This window comes from Mycetocola manganoxydans (assembly GCF_003667545.1).
GTDB classification, from domain to species: domain Bacteria; phylum Actinomycetota; class Actinomycetes; order Actinomycetales; family Microbacteriaceae; genus Mycetocola_A; species Mycetocola_A manganoxydans.
The window spans coordinates 38,457-54,684 of sequence record NZ_RCUV01000011.1 but is presented as its reverse complement, the minus strand read 5'-3'; the positions used below and the strand labels follow the sequence as shown (position 1 = coordinate 54,684).

Annotated in this window: 17 protein-coding genes; 5 read left to right on the top strand and 12 right to left on the bottom strand. The window is 66.7% G+C overall.

Annotated elements, in window-relative coordinates; all coding sequences use genetic code 11:
* Nucleotides 1-19 precede the first annotated feature (19 nt).
* Nucleotides 20-568, top strand: coding sequence for a VanZ family protein (locus D9V29_RS10665; protein ID WP_183084987.1), 549 nt, complete (start codon nt 20-22; stop codon nt 566-568).
* Nucleotides 569-737: 169 nt separating this feature from the next.
* Here D9V29_RS10665 and D9V29_RS10660 read toward each other — a convergent pair whose 3' ends face one another.
* Nucleotides 738-1,343: a TetR/AcrR family transcriptional regulator gene (locus D9V29_RS10660; RefSeq protein ID WP_147436264.1), complete on the bottom strand. Its 606-nt coding sequence runs from the start codon at nt 1,341-1,343 to the stop codon at nt 738-740.
* Nucleotides 1,344-1,439: 96 nt separating this feature from the next.
* Between D9V29_RS10660 and D9V29_RS10655 the strand changes: the two genes are divergently transcribed.
* Entirely contained in the window at nt 1,440-2,477 is a 1,038-nt protein-coding gene (locus D9V29_RS10655; protein ID WP_121673351.1) for an NAD(P)-dependent alcohol dehydrogenase, read from the top strand.
* Between the two features lie 132 nt (nt 2,478-2,609).
* Nucleotides 2,610-2,924, top strand: coding sequence for an SHOCT domain-containing protein (locus D9V29_RS10650; RefSeq protein ID WP_121673307.1), 315 nt, complete (start codon nt 2,610-2,612; stop codon nt 2,922-2,924).
* An 84-nt stretch (nt 2,925-3,008) separates the two neighbouring features.
* On the opposite strand, the gene D9V29_RS10645 is transcribed toward D9V29_RS10650, so the two are convergent.
* The 5 genes from D9V29_RS10645 to D9V29_RS10625 all read right to left on the bottom strand — a co-directional run bounded on the left by D9V29_RS10645 (nt 3,009) and on the right by D9V29_RS10625 (nt 6,688).
* The gene (locus tag D9V29_RS10645; RefSeq protein WP_121673306.1) at nt 3,009-4,037 is read right to left on the bottom strand and encodes an isopenicillin N synthase family dioxygenase; all 1,029 of its coding nucleotides are present in this window, start codon (nt 4,035-4,037) and stop codon (nt 3,009-3,011) included.
* Between the two features lie 111 nt (nt 4,038-4,148).
* Nucleotides 4,149-4,622, bottom strand: coding sequence for a VOC family protein (locus D9V29_RS10640; protein ID WP_121673305.1), 474 nt, complete (start codon nt 4,620-4,622; stop codon nt 4,149-4,151).
* 418 nt (nt 4,623-5,040) lie between these two features.
* The gene (locus tag D9V29_RS10635; protein ID WP_121673304.1) at nt 5,041-6,015 is read right to left on the bottom strand and encodes an NAD(P)-dependent alcohol dehydrogenase; all 975 of its coding nucleotides are present in this window, start codon (nt 6,013-6,015) and stop codon (nt 5,041-5,043) included.
* A complete protein-coding gene (locus tag D9V29_RS10630; RefSeq protein WP_121673303.1) occupies nt 6,012-6,248 on the bottom strand; it encodes a helix-turn-helix transcriptional regulator in 237 nt (78 codons plus the stop codon). The genes D9V29_RS10635 and D9V29_RS10630 overlap by 4 nt, the downstream gene beginning before the upstream one ends.
* Nucleotides 6,242-6,688, bottom strand: coding sequence for a hypothetical protein (locus tag D9V29_RS10625; protein WP_229790528.1), 447 nt, complete (start codon nt 6,686-6,688; stop codon nt 6,242-6,244). The genes D9V29_RS10630 and D9V29_RS10625 overlap by 7 nt, the downstream gene beginning before the upstream one ends.
* 89 nt (nt 6,689-6,777) lie before the next feature.
* Here D9V29_RS10625 and D9V29_RS10620 point away from each other — a divergent pair, with 89 nt between their 5' ends.
* A complete protein-coding gene (locus D9V29_RS10620) occupies nt 6,778-7,893 on the top strand; it encodes a hypothetical protein (protein WP_121673301.1) in 1,116 nt (371 codons plus the stop codon).
* 256 nt (nt 7,894-8,149) lie between these two features.
* On the opposite strand, the gene D9V29_RS10615 is transcribed toward D9V29_RS10620, so the two are convergent.
* The 3 genes from D9V29_RS10615 to D9V29_RS10605 form a co-directional block, all read right to left on the bottom strand.
* On the bottom strand, nt 8,150-9,103 hold the full coding sequence (locus D9V29_RS10615) for an L-lactate dehydrogenase (protein WP_121673300.1): 954 nt from the start codon (nt 9,101-9,103) through the stop codon (nt 8,150-8,152).
* A gap of 354 nt (nt 9,104-9,457) precedes the next feature.
* Nucleotides 9,458-10,921: a flotillin family protein gene (locus D9V29_RS10610; protein ID WP_183084986.1), complete on the bottom strand. Its 1,464-nt coding sequence runs from the start codon at nt 10,919-10,921 to the stop codon at nt 9,458-9,460.
* Between the two features lie 81 nt (nt 10,922-11,002).
* Nucleotides 11,003-11,326: a nuclear transport factor 2 family protein gene (locus D9V29_RS10605; protein ID WP_121673299.1), complete on the bottom strand. Its 324-nt coding sequence runs from the start codon at nt 11,324-11,326 to the stop codon at nt 11,003-11,005.
* Nucleotides 11,327-11,456: 130 nt separating this feature from the next.
* Here D9V29_RS10605 and D9V29_RS10600 point away from each other — a divergent pair, with 130 nt between their 5' ends.
* Nucleotides 11,457-12,227, top strand: a complete 771-nt coding sequence (locus D9V29_RS10600) for an IclR family transcriptional regulator (protein ID WP_121673298.1) — start codon at nt 11,457-11,459, stop codon at nt 12,225-12,227.
* A 206-nt stretch (nt 12,228-12,433) separates the two neighbouring features.
* Here the strand turns inward: D9V29_RS10600 and D9V29_RS10595 are convergent, their stop codons facing one another.
* The 3 genes from D9V29_RS10595 to D9V29_RS10585 all read right to left on the bottom strand — a co-directional run bounded on the left by D9V29_RS10595 (nt 12,434) and on the right by D9V29_RS10585 (nt 16,222).
* Nucleotides 12,434-13,252 carry a nuclease-related domain-containing protein gene (locus tag D9V29_RS10595; RefSeq protein WP_121673297.1) on the bottom strand — a complete coding sequence of 273 codons (819 nt, stop codon included), beginning with the start codon at nt 13,250-13,252 and terminating at the stop codon, nt 12,434-12,436.
* A 105-nt stretch (nt 13,253-13,357) separates the two neighbouring features.
* Nucleotides 13,358-14,992: a fucose isomerase gene (locus tag D9V29_RS10590; RefSeq protein WP_121673349.1), complete on the bottom strand. Its 1,635-nt coding sequence runs from the start codon at nt 14,990-14,992 to the stop codon at nt 13,358-13,360.
* 246 nt (nt 14,993-15,238) lie between these two features.
* Complete coding sequence (locus tag D9V29_RS10585; protein WP_121673296.1) at nt 15,239-16,222, bottom strand: LacI family DNA-binding transcriptional regulator; 984 nt, start codon at nt 16,220-16,222, stop codon at nt 15,239-15,241.
* Between the last annotated feature and the right edge of the window lie 6 nt (nt 16,223-16,228).

The window sequence follows — 16,228 nt, the reverse complement described above, 5'->3', positions numbered from 1 at the left end:
CCGATCCGATTGGCCTGCCGTGCTCGACATCCGTTTCACCATTCCCTTGATCATCTTCGCGATTCCCGCCCTGGCGTTCCTGGTTCCTCTGACGCTCATTCACTCCCAGCGCCTCGGTGCGTCGCCCTCGCGGACGCTCTGGAACGGTGTCGCCGTCGCCTACCTGATCGGCGTAGCGGCGGTTGCGTTTTTCCCGTTCCAGGTGAACATCGGCGAGTATGCGAACCAGGGACCGTGGTGGTCGATCATCAACCCGTGGCCGATCGTGACCATCGACATCCGGACGTTTCTGCTCAACATCCTGATGACGGCGCCGCTGGGGTTCCTGCTCCCCATGCTGACGCGCGTCAACACTTTCGGTCGAGTGGTCCTGGCAGGTGCGCTGTTCAGCCTCGGCATCGAGATCACGCAGATCTGGTTCGGGGTGTTCGGGGCAACCCGGACCGCTGACGTGAATGACCTCATCGCAAACACGCTGGGCGCAGCGATCGGGTTCGCGGTGTTCGCGCTGGTGAGTCCGCAGCGGGAGATTCGGCGTCTGTTTCCGGAGCCGGTGCTGCAGCGCTGAGGTGGACTCGGCGGCACATCATTTGAAGCGACTGATCTCGGACGCTCCAGCTGGATCAACAATGCAATCCGTTGGGTCCTCCTCCCCCGCCCACCGGTGCCATAAGCAGATAAGCCCGCAGAAGATCATGGATGGGATTTCGACAGGCTCAATCACCGGATGGCGAAAGCTACCGCCGCCCCAACCACCACTCCGGCGCCGCCGCCAGCGTTGCCGCCGCCGCGGCATCCAGATCGCTGAGATCTCCTTCAGCGAGCCAGGCCTGCACTGCACCGAAGGTTCCCGACGCGGCGAAGGCCACGAACATCCGTCGTTCCGCCTCCGTCGCTGGCCGGCCGCCGACCAGCGGCGCGATCTCGGGGTGCCGCTCCAGGTGTGCCGTCAGCGCCCGCGCGCTTGAGCGGATCAGCAGATCCCGGATCGGACCACTCACCTCAGACGCCAACGCGTTGCGGTAGATGTCCGCGTGCTTCGCCACATGCTCGAACATCGCCCGCTCAGGCACCGCAAAGACACTCTCGCCGGTTTCAGACATTGCCGGGAGTTGCGAGGTGTACTCGACCAGATCCTCAATCTCAGCCTCGAGCGCCTGGGCGAGCAGCGCGACCGCACTCCCCGCATGGCGATAGACGGTGTCGCGCTTCACATCCGCGGCGCGAGCGATATCGGCGACCGTGATGCTATCGAGTGGGGTCGACGCCGCCAGCTCGAGGATGACCTCGTGCAGGCGGGCGCGCGTCCGCCTCTGGCGTGGGTCCATCGGCTCGTCGGTCACTGCGCGAGTCTAACGCCGTAGCGATCTATGGGGCATCTGCCCTATTGTGAAATTCAGTGACCAATGACGGTCATCGACCCGAAGAAAGAGAGCAACATGCGAGCCTTGCAAATCGTATCCGCCGGCGTTCTTGAAGTCCGCGACGTCCCGGTCCCCGAAATCGGCCCAGACGAAGTCCTCGTGAAGGTCGCCGGAGCCGGCCTCTGCCACTCCGACGTCCACGTACGCCACGCTCCCGAGTGGCCCGTCCCGAACATGACGCTCGGACACGAGACCGCCGGCCACGTGGCATCCCTCGGCAACGACGTCACCGGACTCAGCGAAGGCGACGCCGTTCTCGTCTACCTCGTGTGGGCCTGCGGCGTCTGCCGCCCCTGCATCGAAGGCCGCGACAACGTCTGCGTCAACACCGGCGGCCGCTACGGCATGCCGCCGTGCCCCGGCCTCGGCCCGGACGGCGGCATGGCGGAGTACATCGCGGTGAAGGCCCGCTACCTCGAGCCGCTCGGCGACCTCGACCCGATCACCGCAGGACCCCTCGCCGACGCCGGCCTCACGCCGATGCACGCCATCAACGGCGCCCGCCACCGCCTCACCCCGGGATCCACCGTCGCCGTCATCGGCGTCGGCGGGCTCGGCCACATGGGACTCCAGATCCTCAAGGCAACCACCGGCACCCGCGTCATCGCGATCGACTCCAGCGAACAGAAGCTCGAGATCGCCCGCGAACACGGCGCTGACGAAACCTTCCTCAGCGATGGCGACACCGCGGCGAAGGTCCTCGCGCTCACCGGCGAATACGGGGCGGATGCCGTCTTCGACTTCGTCGGGGTCCAGCCCACCGTCGACCTCGCCACGAAGATCATCGCCCCAGACGGAGCGCTCCGCTTCGTCGGACTCGGCGAGGGTTCCTTCACCTACGCCGCCGACGCCCTCACGACGACCCTGCCGTGGGGCGTCGACGTGCGCCGCTCCTACGGCGGCACCCGCTCCGACCAGCGCCAGGTGATCGAACTCGCCAAGCTCGGAAAAATCACCGTCGAAACCCAGCAGTACTCCCTCGAAGAGGGCATCCAGGCGTTCGACGACCTCGAGGCCGGCACCGTGCGCGGGCGGGCGATCCTCGTACCGTAGCCAGTCCTCACACGACGAACGGATGCCACGGCGCGCGACTGCGCCGTGGCATCCGTTCTTCTTATTGACGCTTATTGACGCAGACCGGAGCCATTGCCAAGCTGGAGCCTCAACCGACCGAGAGGCCCCGCGATGGAACCCGACCCGTTCTTCGATCTCTTCCCGCTGATGTTTGCCGGTGCGAGCCTCTTCATCCTCATCGTCGGCGTGATCGTTGTCGTCGCGGCTGTGCGCAATCACCGCAAGATCAAGGAGGCTGGGCACGATCCGATGACCCTGCAGTCCGATCTCGCGACGCGTGCGATGAACAGCGAGTTGCTGCGTCCGGCGTCGGCGCCCCGGTCTTTGCAGGAACGACTGCAGGAGCTCGACGGTTTACGGGCCGCCGGCACAATCACCGCCGAGGAGCACGCCGCCGCTCGTGCCGATGTTCTGCGGGGGGCGTGACCTCAGCGGCGCTCACGGCATAGTTCTGCCGCGCGGACGGTTTGGGCGCGCGATTTCGACAAGCTCAATCACCATTCGACAAGCTCAATCAGCGTTGGGAACCAGCAGGTCCTTGTGGTGGATCTCCGCCACGTTCGGGTGCGCACGCAGCCGGTAGCGCAGCGCGTTGTCACCATAGGTGTCGAGGATGGGACTGTTCGTCGGGTCGACGGAGAGCCCTCGGGCCGCGGTCGCGAGCTCCGGGCTGAGCTCCAGCCGCGGCATCACGGTGTCAAGCGCCGGGTTGAAGAAGAACGGCACCGAGATGCGGTCGCTGCCCACCGGCGGCGAGAACACCTTGTGCAGCGTGGCCTTGAGGTAGCCACCGGTGGCGAGCTCGAGCATCTCGCCGATGTTGACGACGAACGCTCCTGGAATGGAGGGCGCATCGATCCACTCGCCCTCGTGCTCGACCTGCAGGCCTTCCTTGCCGGGCTCGACGAGGAGGAGGGTGAGCACGCCACCATCGCGGTGCGCACCGACGCCCTGCTTGCGTTCGGCACCGGACTCCCCCGGGTACCGCACGATCTTTGTCATCGAGAACGGCTTGTCGGCGAAGGCTTCGTCGAAGGAGTCCTCGCTCGCACCGAGCGACAGGGCCCAGGCGCGCAGCAGCCGCAGGGAGACACGCGTGAGCTCGTCGTTCCAGCGCTCGGCGATGCTCTTCAGCTCCGGAAGCGCTTCTGGCCACAGATTCGGACCCTCGAGACGCCAGTAGTCGGCCGTCCCGGGCGCCGGCTCGACGGCATCCCGCTCGGGTCCGATGTCGATCTGCTCACGCCAGTCAACGTCACCATGCGTGAGCTCACCGCCGACGCGCGTGTAGCCGCGGAACTGCGGGCTGTGAACGTTCTCGAGCTTGAGCTTCTCGTCGGTGGGCAGTTCGAAGAACCGGCGCGAGACGGCGAGCAGGTCGTCGATGAGTTGCCGGTCGACTCCGTGGCCGACGAGGTAGAAGAACCCGACCTCGTGGGTGGCGCGGAGCAGGTCGGCGCGGAAGGCTGATGCTTCGTCGGCGCCGGCATCCAGTCGGGAGAAATCAAGAATGGGGAGGCTGGAAAGGCTGGAACTCATATCCCAATGCTTGCACCGACAACTGGTTGCTTTCGCCAATGTGACAAATTCGGGGTTCGCGGGTAGGGCTCGCGGGTGCCGCGGTCATATTACGAATCGGATGCCACGTGGCTAGGCCCCGTCGAACGCCGCCTGGATGTCGGCGATGATGATCTTCTTCATCCTCATCATGGCCTGCATTGCCCGGCCCGCCTTCTCCTGGTCCGGGTCACCCAGCAAGTGCATCACCGTCGGAACGATCTGCCACGAGACGCCGTACTTGTCCTTGAGCCAGCCGCACATGCTCTCTTCGCCGCCGTCCGAGGTGAGGGCGTCCCAGAGCCGGTCGGTCTCCTCCTGCGTTTCGGTGCTCACCGAGAGCGAGATCGCCTCGGTGAAGCCAACAGCCTGCATCCCGTTGAGTGCCTGCATCTGCACCCCGTCGATCACGAAGTCGGCCGCAAGCGCGGTACCCGCCGGCATCGGCCCACCTTCGCCATAGCGCGACACGTGAAGGATCTCGGAGTTCTCAAACACCGACACGTAGAACTCGGCGGCTTCCTCAGCCTGCGTCTCGAACCACATGCACGGCGTGATCTTCTGCATTGCGCACTCCCTTGTGAACATGACGAGCGGATGCCACGGGGCTGCGTCCCCGCGCCCGCTCCGCCGCTCATGCTACTCACGCCGGGTGCGCGCGTATACCGGTGCGCCCGGCCGCCCCTGCCCGAGTTGCCCACTTTCGTGGGTGCGGGGCCGCTCGGACCCATGAATGTGGGCAACTCGCGGCACGCGGCACGCCCGCACCCGCCGCACCGCACATTCGGGCGGTAGATCGTGGGGTCCGTCCACGCATAGGGGACGGACCCCACGATTCACCGCCCGAGTTTCCGTGCCACCTCTCCGGGGCGCGACGTTTCGCCACCAGCGCCCGTCCAGGGAGCGGCCCCTCCTCCGCGAGTTGCCCGCTTCCACGGGTGCGGGCCCGCTCGAACCCACAAATGTGGGCAACTCGCTGCAGGCACTAAACCTTCACGACCACCTTGCCGAGCGGACGACCCGCGTGCAGGTACTCGATCGCGTCGCCCGCGCGCTCGAGTGGGAAAACCCGATCCACCGGCGGCACGACACTGCCATGGGCAACCAAGGCGGCGAGCGCCTCGAGGGTCGGCAGGTCCTCCTCGGACATCAGACCGACCAGCCGCTGGGGCACGAAGGCAGACACGACCAGCGCCCGAAGCGACCGGCCGAATCCACCGAGGAGGGGCCCGCCACCTTCGCCACCGACGATGACGAGGGTGCCGCGACGCGACAGCATCCGTCGGAGGCGCCTGAGCGAGTTGTGTCCGGCGGTGTCGAGGATGAGGTCGTATCCGCCCGGGCCTGCCGCGAAGTCTTCACGCGTGCGATCGATCACCTGGGCGGCGCCGAGCGAGCGGACGAACTCGACTTTGTCGGTGCTGCACACCCCGGTGACGGATGCCCCCATCGCGACCGCGATCTGCACCGCGAAGGAGCCGACCCCTCCCCCGGCGCCGAGCACGAGCACCCTCTGGCCCGCGGCCAGGCGCCCGGCGTCGCGCAACCCGTGCAGCGCCGTGCATCCCGAGATCGGAGTCACCGCCGCCTGCTCGAAGCTCACGTTCGCCGGCTTGAGCGCGAGCCGCTCAGCGGGAACCCGCGTGAACTCGGCAAAGCTGCCCTCGAGCGTGGTGCCGAAGACCTCGTCGCCCAGCGCGAACCGCGTCACGTTCGAGCCGACCTGTGTGACGTGCCCCGCGACATCCCGCCCCGGGGTCTTCTGTTTCGGCGCCCGGAACCCGAACCCGAACAGCCGCAACAGGTACGGCTTGCCCGCGACGGTGTGCCAGACGCCGGCGTCGACTCCGGCAGCGGCGACGCGCACGAGCACGTCGTCGTCGCCGATCTCGGGCTGGTCGACGTGCTCGACGGCGAGCACATCGGGTGCCCCGTACCTGTGCTGGATGATGGCTCTCATGACGACTCCTTGTCGGGCGCCGCATACGAAAAGACCGTGTCGAGTGGCACCCCGAAGACTCCGGCGATCTGAAAAGCCATCTCGAGCGACGGCGAGTACCGCCCCTGCTCGATGGCGATGATGGTTTGCCGGGTGACCCCGATACGGTCGGCGAGGTCGGCCTGCGTCATCTCGCCGTTCGCGAAACGCAGGCGGCGGATGTCATTGGTCACCCGGGTCTGAGCCTTCACCATGTCGGCAGCCCCCGCCGGTACGCGACGACCCGAGCGATCGACCCGAGAACGGCCGAGAGCACGAACGCGAGGTAGATGGCGTTGGCGATCCAGAAGTATGGCGCTTCAAGCATGGCGAGGATCAGCGCTCCGACCCCGCCGATCACGACGAAAGACTGCCCCACCGAGTCACCGAAGCGCGTGATCTCGCGGTCGCGCTGGTCCTTTTTGCCCGCGTCCTTCGGTGAGAAGATACCGACGACGATGTTGACGACGATGCCGCCGACGATCCCACCGCCGATCGTCCACAGCATCCACGTCGCCCAGCCGCTCTCCAGAAGCGGGACGGATGCCGCCTCGCTCGCCACCAGCACCAGGTACGTCGCGTACCCCGCGATCGCGACGACCAGCAGAACCCACGCGCTTTTCTCTTCGGATGACATCCGGAGCTCCTCGTTCATGTCAAGAAAACCTTACATCTGCAATGTAAAGAAAGTTTGACTTCGCGTCAAGGGTTATTTACTTCGGAAGGAGCCGATAACGTGGAGGGGTGAGTGCCCCCACCCTTCGACCCGGACTTTCTTTCGACCCGACACCGCTGACCGATCCGGTGGAAACCCGGCTGGTGCAGGAGCATCACGGCAGGCTGAACGCCGGTCGCGCCCAGTCCGCCGGGCACACTTTCGCGAACGTGCTCCTCGTCGTCGTCGCACTCGTCGGCGTGGTCATGTTCGCGCTGTTCCTGGTGGAGCTGTCGCGCCTGCCGGGTGGCGTCTTCATCGCTCTCGGGGTGTTCGTTGTCGTCGCCGGTGCCGTTGCCCTGATCACCGTGAGGGTGCGGCGGCGTGTGATGCGGGATCGGGAGATCCGGTTCCGGCTCGACCGCTTCGCCGCCGCCAACGGGATGACCTACCAGCACCGGGTTGAGAGCCCCGACCTCCCCGGAATGATCTTCTCGCTCGGAGCCGACAGGGTCGCATCCGACGTTCTGCGCACCACGGCCTCGCCATCCGTCGAGTTCGGGCACCACCAGTACCTGGAGCGCGGCGGCAAGAACCCCATCCACCGGACCTGGGGATACGTCGCGATCGAGCTCGGCACCACGCTGCCGCACATCGTGCTGGATGCCGTCAAGAACAACTCCGCGATCGGCAGCAACCTGCCGACCTCGTTCACAACGCAACAGCGACTCTCGCTCGAGGGAGACTTCGATCGCTACTTCGAGCTGTATTGCCCCGAGGGGTACGAGCGCGACGCGCTGTACCTGTTCTCCCCCGACATCATGGCCCGGTTCGTCGATCACGCCGCGCTGTTCGACGTCGAGATCGTCGACGACATGCTGTTTTTGTACACCGGACCGGCCATCTCGACGGTGAACCCTGCCGTCTGGACACTGCTCTTCGACACCGTCGCCGCCCTGCAGGCAAAGGTCGACGCGTGGGCTCGCTGGCGCGACGAGCGCCTCCTGAACCCGGCTGCGACGCCGCCCGATGCCGCTGCGACTGGCTCGGCAGGCGCCTCCCCCGCTCCCATCGCCGGTGCGCTGGCGTCGCCCGCCGGCGTGGCCGTGGAGGGCCGGCGACTGCGCAAGCGCTGGCGCAACGCCGGCATTGTGGTGTTCGCCGTTGCGTTCGGGCTTCTGGGGTACGTGCTTCAGACGCTTTGATTCCTCGCGCCCGGGCGCACCGCGAACGGTTTACAGGAGATCGCACGATTTACAGGAGAAAGCGCGCGAAAGCATCCGGTTTTGCGTGCGATCTCCTGTCTTGCGTGCCATGACCGCGCGACCCGCGGATGCCGTCGGCCGGCACGACGCGACGGCTCCCCGCGCGCACGACGCGGGTTCACCCACTGCGGACCAATACACCCGGCACGCCGAGTGATTCCGACCGCAGTGCGTGAGAACGTACGAGGGCGGCAGCTCAGCCCAGGTGCGCGATGGACTCCCTGAGCGCCTCCGCCGAGCGGTGCAGCAGCTCGACCTCGATGTCGTCCATGGGCACATCGAGGGTGCGCTCGACCCCGCTCGAACCCACGATCGACGGAACGCTGAGGGCGACACCGTCGATCCCGCGATACCCGCGCAGCATGCTCGACACCGGAAGGATCGCGCGCTCGTTGCGCAGCACAGCTTCGACGATCCGTGCACCCGAGAGCCCGATCGCGTAGTTCGTCGCACCCTTGCCGGCGATGATCTTGTAGGCGGCGTGCACGACATCCGAGGTGAGCGACTCGAGGCGCTCCCGCGGAAACAGCAGCGTGCCGCTCTCGTCGGTCCAGTCACGGAGCGGCGTCTGGCCGATGGTGGCATCCGACCACAGGGCGAACTCGCTGTCACCGTGCTCGCCGACGATCAGCGCGTGCACGTTCTGCGGCGCCACCCCGGCAGACTCGGCGAGGAGCCAGCGCAGCCGAGACGAGTCGAGCACCGTTCCGGACGAAAAGAGCTGACCAGCGGGCAGATCCACGAGTTGGTCGGCAACGGCGGTGAGCACGTCGCACGGGTTCGTGACCAGGATGATGACGGCATGCGGCGCGAGTTCAACGAGGCGCGGCAGAAGCTTCTCGAGAATCCGCGCGTTCACCCCGGCGAGATCGAGTCGCGTCTGCCCGGGCTCCTGCTTGGCACCCGCGGTTACGACGATGACATCCGACCCGGCAACCGCCTCGATGTCGCCACCGCCCGTGATGCGCGATGCTCCGGTGAACGGCGTGCCGTGCGCCAGGTCGAGCACCTCGGCTTCGGCCCTCGCAGCGTTGAGGTCGTACAGCACCACCTCGCGCGCCGAGTTCCGGATCAGCGCCGCATACGCCAGCGACGACCCGACGCTCCCCGCTCCGATGACCGACAGTTTCGTGTTCCGCAGGAGGCTCATGGCCCCATTATTGCGGTGCCGAGCGGATGCCGCGGGAGCGGCAGGAGTAGAACGTCACGTTCCCGGGCCCTGGCGCGCAGCATCCGCTCCCCGGCTTCACAGGAGATCGCACGCTTTGCAGGAGAAAAACCGCGAAAGCATCCTGTAAATCGTGTGATCTCCTGTTTGCGTGCGACGGGGGAGGCGAACAGCGGATGCCGCCGGCGCGGCAGGAGTAGAAGGTCACGTTCCCGGGTCCTGGCGCGCAGCATCCGCTCCCTCCGGCGGCTCGAGAAAAGGAGAACGGCCCCACAGAAGGATCGAAACCGCGGTTTCGTCCTTGTCCGGAGCCGATGTCCTTATCTCAGCGTGTTGTTACTCGGACGCAGCGGCCGCAACGGGAGCGGAGGCGACCGGAGCCGGGGCGTCCGCGGGCGCGGCAGCGGCAGCATCCGTCGGCGCAGCACCGGCAGCACCGGCGGCAGCTGAGCGTCCGCCGACGAATCCGTTGAGGATCGACGCGAGGTCGATGCCCGTGGAGTCCTTGAGCAGTTGGGTGACCTCGGTGACGTTGCCGACGACCTGCTTGGAGAGCTGTGAAGCGCCGTCGGTCGAGATGACCGTGAGGTTGTCGATCGCGCCGTACGGGGCGGCGAGCTGCTTCGCGATCTCCGGCAGGATCTCGATCGCGCGCTGCTGGAGCAGTGCTTCGGACTCGTCGCGGAGAGCGGCGACGCGGAGCTCGGTCGCGCGCGCTTCTGCTTCACCCTTGGCGAAGATCGCGGCTGCTTCGGCCTCACCCTCGGCGCGGGTTGCCTCGGCCTCGGCGATACGACGGTCGCGGTCTGCCTTCGCTTCGGCGACGACCTGTGAGGCGTGAGCGTCGGCGATCTGGCGGATGCGGTACGACTCAGCGTCGGCGGTCTTGCGCACGTCGGCGTTGAGCTGCTGCTCACGCAAAGCGGTCTCGCGCTGCGCGGTGACCTCGCGCTGCTGCAGAATGCCCTGCTGGGCGAATGCTTCGGCGAGCGGCTTCGCTGCTTCGGCCTCGGCGAGCGCCTTATCGGTCTCCATCTTGATCGACGCGTTCTTCAGCGAGAGTTCGCGGTTCGCGTCAGCGATCGCCTCCGCTGCTTCGATCCGGGCCTGCTCCGAGGCGCGAGCCGAAACGGACTCGGCGATCTCAGCGGCCTGGCGCACGCGGGCCTGCTCGGGGCGACCGAGGTCGGTGATGTAGCCCTTGTCGTCGGCGATCTCCTTGATCTGGAACGTGTCGACGTCGAGACCCTGGTTGAGCAGTGAAGTCCGTGCTGCTTCGATGACCTGCTCGGCGAGGCCGGCACGGTCGCGAATGATCTCCTCAACGGTGAGGTTACCGATTGACGAACGCAACGAACCGGAGAGCACCTCCTGAGTGAACGGCTCGATGTGCTTGTCCTGACCGAGGAACCGCTGGGCGGCGGAGCGGATCGCGCTGTCGCTGTCGCCCACCTTGACGACGGCGACGGCTTCGATCCGGATGGTGACTCCGTTGCGGGTCTGTGCCACCACCTGGATGCCGATCGCGCGCGAACGCAGCGACATCGAGAACTGCTTCTGCAGGAACGGGATGACGAAAACGCCGCCACCCTGGACGACCTTCTGGCCGGTCAGGTCGGTGATCGTGCGGCCGTCGACTCCGACGGACTTCCGGGCGCGACGCCCGGTGACGATGATCGCCTCATCGGGCTGCGCGATCTTGTATCGGCCCTGAATGAACATGATGATGACGATCAGCAGAATGACGCCGACGACGACGGCGACGATGATCGGGCTCAGAACGATTCCCAGCAATTCCATGACTCTCCTCGATGCCGACGGAGGGCCAGCGCGCCCCCAGCCTAGTGGGGCGACATTTCGGGAGCGGCGCAGCCCGGGATGTCAGGCCGTGATCGTCATTTGCTGAACGAGGTCGTCCTGCACGGTGAAGCTGAAGTGGCTGGTGCCCGTGAAACCCTCGCCGCCGACCTCGGCCGTGATCGTCGTGAATTCACCGGTGGTGATGTCCGCAGTCACGTCGAGAGTCGTCTGCGCGCCGATCAGCTCGGCATCCGACCACTCGCGGATTTCCTCCCGGCCGGTGAACACGCGCCCGCCATCGTCGACGGTGCCATCGGGCGAGAACGTGTCGAGGAAGGCCTCGCTGTCTCCGGAATTGACGGCGGTGATCAGTCGAGCCACCGGCTCAGGAAGTGCGGATGCCATGTCGGCCCCTCTCATAGAACTGCGACGGCTCTGTCGCTGGGTGACACACACGTTAGACCTTGGAAGGGGGCGGGGTAAATGGCGTAGACAACGCCGCTCACGCGACTACTCTGAAGCCGGGGGATCATCGATGACCGAACGTGGGGGCACGCTGCTGGGCTCGATCCAGCGCGCCATCACGCTCGTCGACATGGTGGCCAACGCGCCCAGGCCGCTTCCGGTCAAGGCTCTCGCCTCGTCCGCCGGACTCTCGCTCGGCACCACGTACAACATCGTTCGCACCTTGGTGCATGAGGGCTACCTCGCCCGTGAACCCGACGGCCTCGTGCTCGGCAAGCGATTCCCGTCGCTGCAGAGCAAGGACGCCGACGGAGTCTTCCTGGCGCGCGTGTGGTCAGCACTCCGCGAGGTCAGCGAGGAGTTCGGCGCGACCGCGTACCTTTCCCGCTTCGATGACGGGGAGGTCCACGTCGTCGACATCGTCGAATACGCCGCTCACCCGCGTGTGGAGTTCTGGGTCGGTATGCATGAGAGCGCCCATGCCACGGCGCTCGGCAAGCGGATTCTCGCCGACCTCGATCCGGAGCAGCGCCTCGACTACCTGTCACGGCATCCCCTGGCGAGCCTCACGAAAAACACGATCAGCGACCGACGCACCCTGCTTCGGCAACTCGATTCCAGCGGCTGCACGTCGATCGACGTCGAGGAGTACGTCATCGGCAACAACTGCCTCGCCGTGCCCGTCCGCGCCCCCGGCGTCATCGCATCCCTTGCCATCTCCGCGCCGTCGGAAGACACGCCGGACGACGTGGTGGACGTCGCGAAACGGATGCTCGCTGCCGCGGCGCGCCTCGCTCCAGTTGGGCGCGGATCGCCTCGCGTAGAGGCGTTCACTATCTGAAAACAGGGCTCTGGCGGCCGCCCAGTGCCCGAACTAGCCTCAGTCAGCAGCGTGTGCGTTCAGACGCGCGCTGCGCCCGCGCACGACGTGCGCTCAGGCGGCCCGATGACGGGTTGTCTTCCGGGGGGAAAGATGTTGTGGCTGTGCCGCGACATCGGCCGGGCGAGGGGGCTGGCGCCGAGTGGCAACGGCCCCCTCGCTCGTCGTCACGGCAGGAGAAGTGCAGCGCCCGCCTGGAACACGGCGGCGAAGGCGACGGGAACCACCGCGACAAGTGCCGCCCCCGAAGCGAGCACGCCACCCAGCGACCAGAGCGACCGGCGCTTCGCCGCCGTGCGAACCTCGCCGTCGAGTTCGTCGAAGCTGGCGAGCATGAACTCACACGGGGCGGATGCCGTCGCTCGCCACGTGCCGGGATCATCGACAAGGGCGACGATCCGCGCGACGTCGTGAAGCCCGAACTGCACCGGGCGCTTGAGGAGCCAGCGCTGCAGTTTGCGCGCGTCGAGCACCGATACCAGGTCCGGCCACTCCTTCACGACGATGGACGAGGCACCGTGCACGGCGACGACCGGCTTGACCCTGCCCTCGAGCCCGAGCGGCGGAAAGAGCAGCTTCGTCACCCGGGCTGCCTCATATTCCGCGTTTCGAATGTGGGGCTGGCGTTGCCCGGCAACCATGAGGGTTCTGTTGGCCACCCAGATCGCTTTGCCGCGGTGGTGCTTGGTGTTGATCGTGTAGACGCCGCCGGGGCCGACGACGAGGTGGTCGATGTCGGCCTCTTTGCGCCCGACCGGCAGCGCGTGGAAGACGGTCCATTCCTCGGGAAGCATGTCAAGCATTCGCCCGACAGCGATCTCGCCCTGGGCACCGCGATACCAGGCCATTCCGTCATTTGTCAGCGGCGAGCGGCCGAACACTCGACCGAGCCGGGTCCGGCTCACCCGATGCGCGGGATCGCCGAGGAGTTCCTCGATGACGGCCTGCGCTGGACGGCGCTGGCTCATGCTGGTGGTGGTGGTCACTCGACTCCCTCGATTGCGTGCGCTCACGAGCGTAGCGAGCGGGCGCAGGGCCCCCGCATCCCCAGAACGGGATCGGAGCGCGGGGGCTATGCTGCTCCCCGCCGGTCAGACGGTCACGTCGCCGATGAGGTGCACACGCACACCCAGCTCGGCGAACAGCGCGGCCTTCGCGACCAGCGCTTTGTCCGCGGTCTCGGCATCCGGAGCGTAGACGACCTGGGCGTGGTTCGCCTTGTGACGAGCCATGTACTGGTCGCGGGAGACCCCGCGCAGCACCACGTGCGCGATCGGCCACTCCGGGTTCGTTGCCTGCTTGCGCCGCTCCGTCTCTTCGGCGGGAAGATCGACGACGCTCGCGCGCCCGATGTCGAGGTTCAGCACACCGTCGGCGATGTACACCCGCGACCACACGATCTCGCCCGGCTTGGACACACCGTTGATGGTGCTGCCGCCTGCGGGGAAGAACACCGGGCTCTGCCGCCAGCCCTCCGCCTTGTCGTAGCCGCCGAGATGCGATGCCGGAACGGAGCCGGAAATCTCGTAGACCCAGACGAACTCGCCGTCGAATTCTTCGCCCCATCGCACGTCGTGCAGCGTGTTGTCCGGCACGAGTCCCATTGCCCGCCAGACCCGGTCTGTGATGAGCGCGTCGACCGCGACGCCCTCATCGGCCTCGTTGAAGTGCGGGAACGCCTTGCCCTCGTGCAGCACGCGCGAGCCGTCACGGCTCGTGACCGGAGGGCGATCGGTGGAGTTGAGCAGTCCCTCGGCCAGGTCGCTCGCCGGAACGAGATCCTTGAGCCCCTGCTGGTACTGGATTCCGACGGCATCGAGCCCGAAGTCATCGCTGATGCGGAGCGCGGCGATGTACATCTTGTACTGCCAGGTGAGTTGCGCTTCAGTGAGTTCCGTCGCTTCGTCCGTGCCGAGTTTGAAGGTCATGCCGGCGTCGGTGAGCCACTCGCCGACGGCCGCGGCATCCGCTTCACTCACGGTGAGCATCTCGGCGTAGAGCGCGCTCTGCGAGAGGCGCTCCTTGTAGATGCCGAGGGTGTTGAGCAGTTCGTCGTCGAAGATGGCGTTGTACATGCCCATGCAGCCTTCGTCGAAGACGCCGATGATGGCCTTCTCGGTCTTGAGCTGGTGGGCGAGGGCGGTGCCGAGCTGCTTCTCGGGCGAGTCGGGGAGTTCGCCGAGCGCGCGCACGTGCGAGTCGTCGTGCGAGATGGTCCCGGTCTCGGTCCACTGGCGGATGCCGTCGAGGAACCATTCGTCGGTGAAGTCGACGCTCCAGATGGTCGAGTATTCGGTGCCCATCTTGGTCAGGCCGGCGTTCAGACCGAGCAGGCCGACCAGTCCGGGCCAGTCCGGCGCGAAGTTCGCGACGGTGAGGATCGGGCCCTGGTGCGTGCGGAGGCCAGCGAGAACGTGGTGGCTGTACTGCCAGACCGCTTCGGCGACGATGAGCGGAGCGCTCGGCGGGATGTTTCGGAACACGTCGAGTCCCATCCGCTGGCTGCGGATGAAGCCGTGCCCGAGTTCGGGGTCGACGGGGTTGCCGCGCTGGATCGACCAGCCGATGCCAGCGAACGCCTTCTCGATGTCGCGCTCCATCGCCTCCTGCACTGGCCAGCCGGCGGTGTTCGCCGACTCCCGGAGATCTCCGCTCGAGATCAGGTATGCGGTGTTCGGCGCGAGGGCCGGTTCGGCTGCGGGCGCGGGAAGTGTGTAGGTCGACATCATTGGCTCCTTGGTCTGGCGGAAGACACTTTCAGCGTCGCAGAAATCGATTTCATAATCAAGCGGGGTCGGGGAGTGGGGCACGCGTTTCTCTCGTGCCGCGCCGGGGCATCCGCTCGCTCGAATTGCCACAATCGGCTGTTCGGGCGGTCGATTCGCCCGAAAGTGCTGTTCGCAGTCGGGTCGAGCGGCCTTTCGGGGTACGTCGATTTCACAGCGCCGATGCGCGGCCAGAACGAGCCGGCGTCAGGAGCGGACGGATGCCGCTGCGGCCAACTCGCCGGGCAGCAGTACCGTGCGGGCGGGTTCACGGTGTCCCGAGATGCGTGAGACGAGCATCCCGACGGCGGTGGTGCCGAGGTCACGGGTGGGGAGGTGCACGAGGGTGACAAGACCGGGCGAGAGGGTCGTGAACGGGAGGTCGCCGATCACGCCGACGCCGAACGCCGGCGGGGTGAGCCCGTACTCGTTGAGCACCTGGAGTGCGCCGACGCCCATGAGGTTGTTGGTGGCGACGACGGCATCTGGTCTCTCCGGTGATGCCAGCAGCTCAGCCATGGCGGCGCGACCGCCATCGAGCCGGTGATTGGCGCTGCGGACGAACAGGTCCGGGTTGTAGTTCCCGCGCCGTTCGACGACCGAGCGCCAGCCACGGGCGCGGTCGATGGCGGTGACGACCGTCTCGGGGCCGGCGATGCACGCGATCCGCTGGTAGCCGGCGTCGAAGAGCGCAGCGGTGACGGATGCCCCGGCCGGCTCGTTCTCGATCATCACGTGGTCGACGTCGAAAGCGGTGGTCCGGTCGACGGTGACGACCGGGCGGCCAGAGGCGATGATCGTGCTGAGGTCGCTCTCGTCTGACGCCGGCACGAGGATGACGCCCGCCATATTTTCGGAGATCGCGATCTGGAGGTAGGTGGCCTCCTTGACCGGGTCGTCATCGGTGTTGCAGAGCACGACGGAGTACCCGGCAGCCTGCGCCCGGTCCTCGACCGCGCGCGCCAGCGCTGTGAAGAACGGGTTCTCGATGTCCGGGATGATCAGCGCAATCACTTCCGAACTCTGCCGCCGCAGCGTTCTCGCCGTCCGGTTCGGCACGAACGAGAGCGCTTCGGCCGCGTCGCGCACGCGCTGCGCGCGGTCCTCGGACACCGCGCGCCCGTTGAAGACCCGCGACACCGTCGCCGGCGACACTCCGGCGAGCGTGGCGACGTCATAGATGGTGGCCATGCTGCC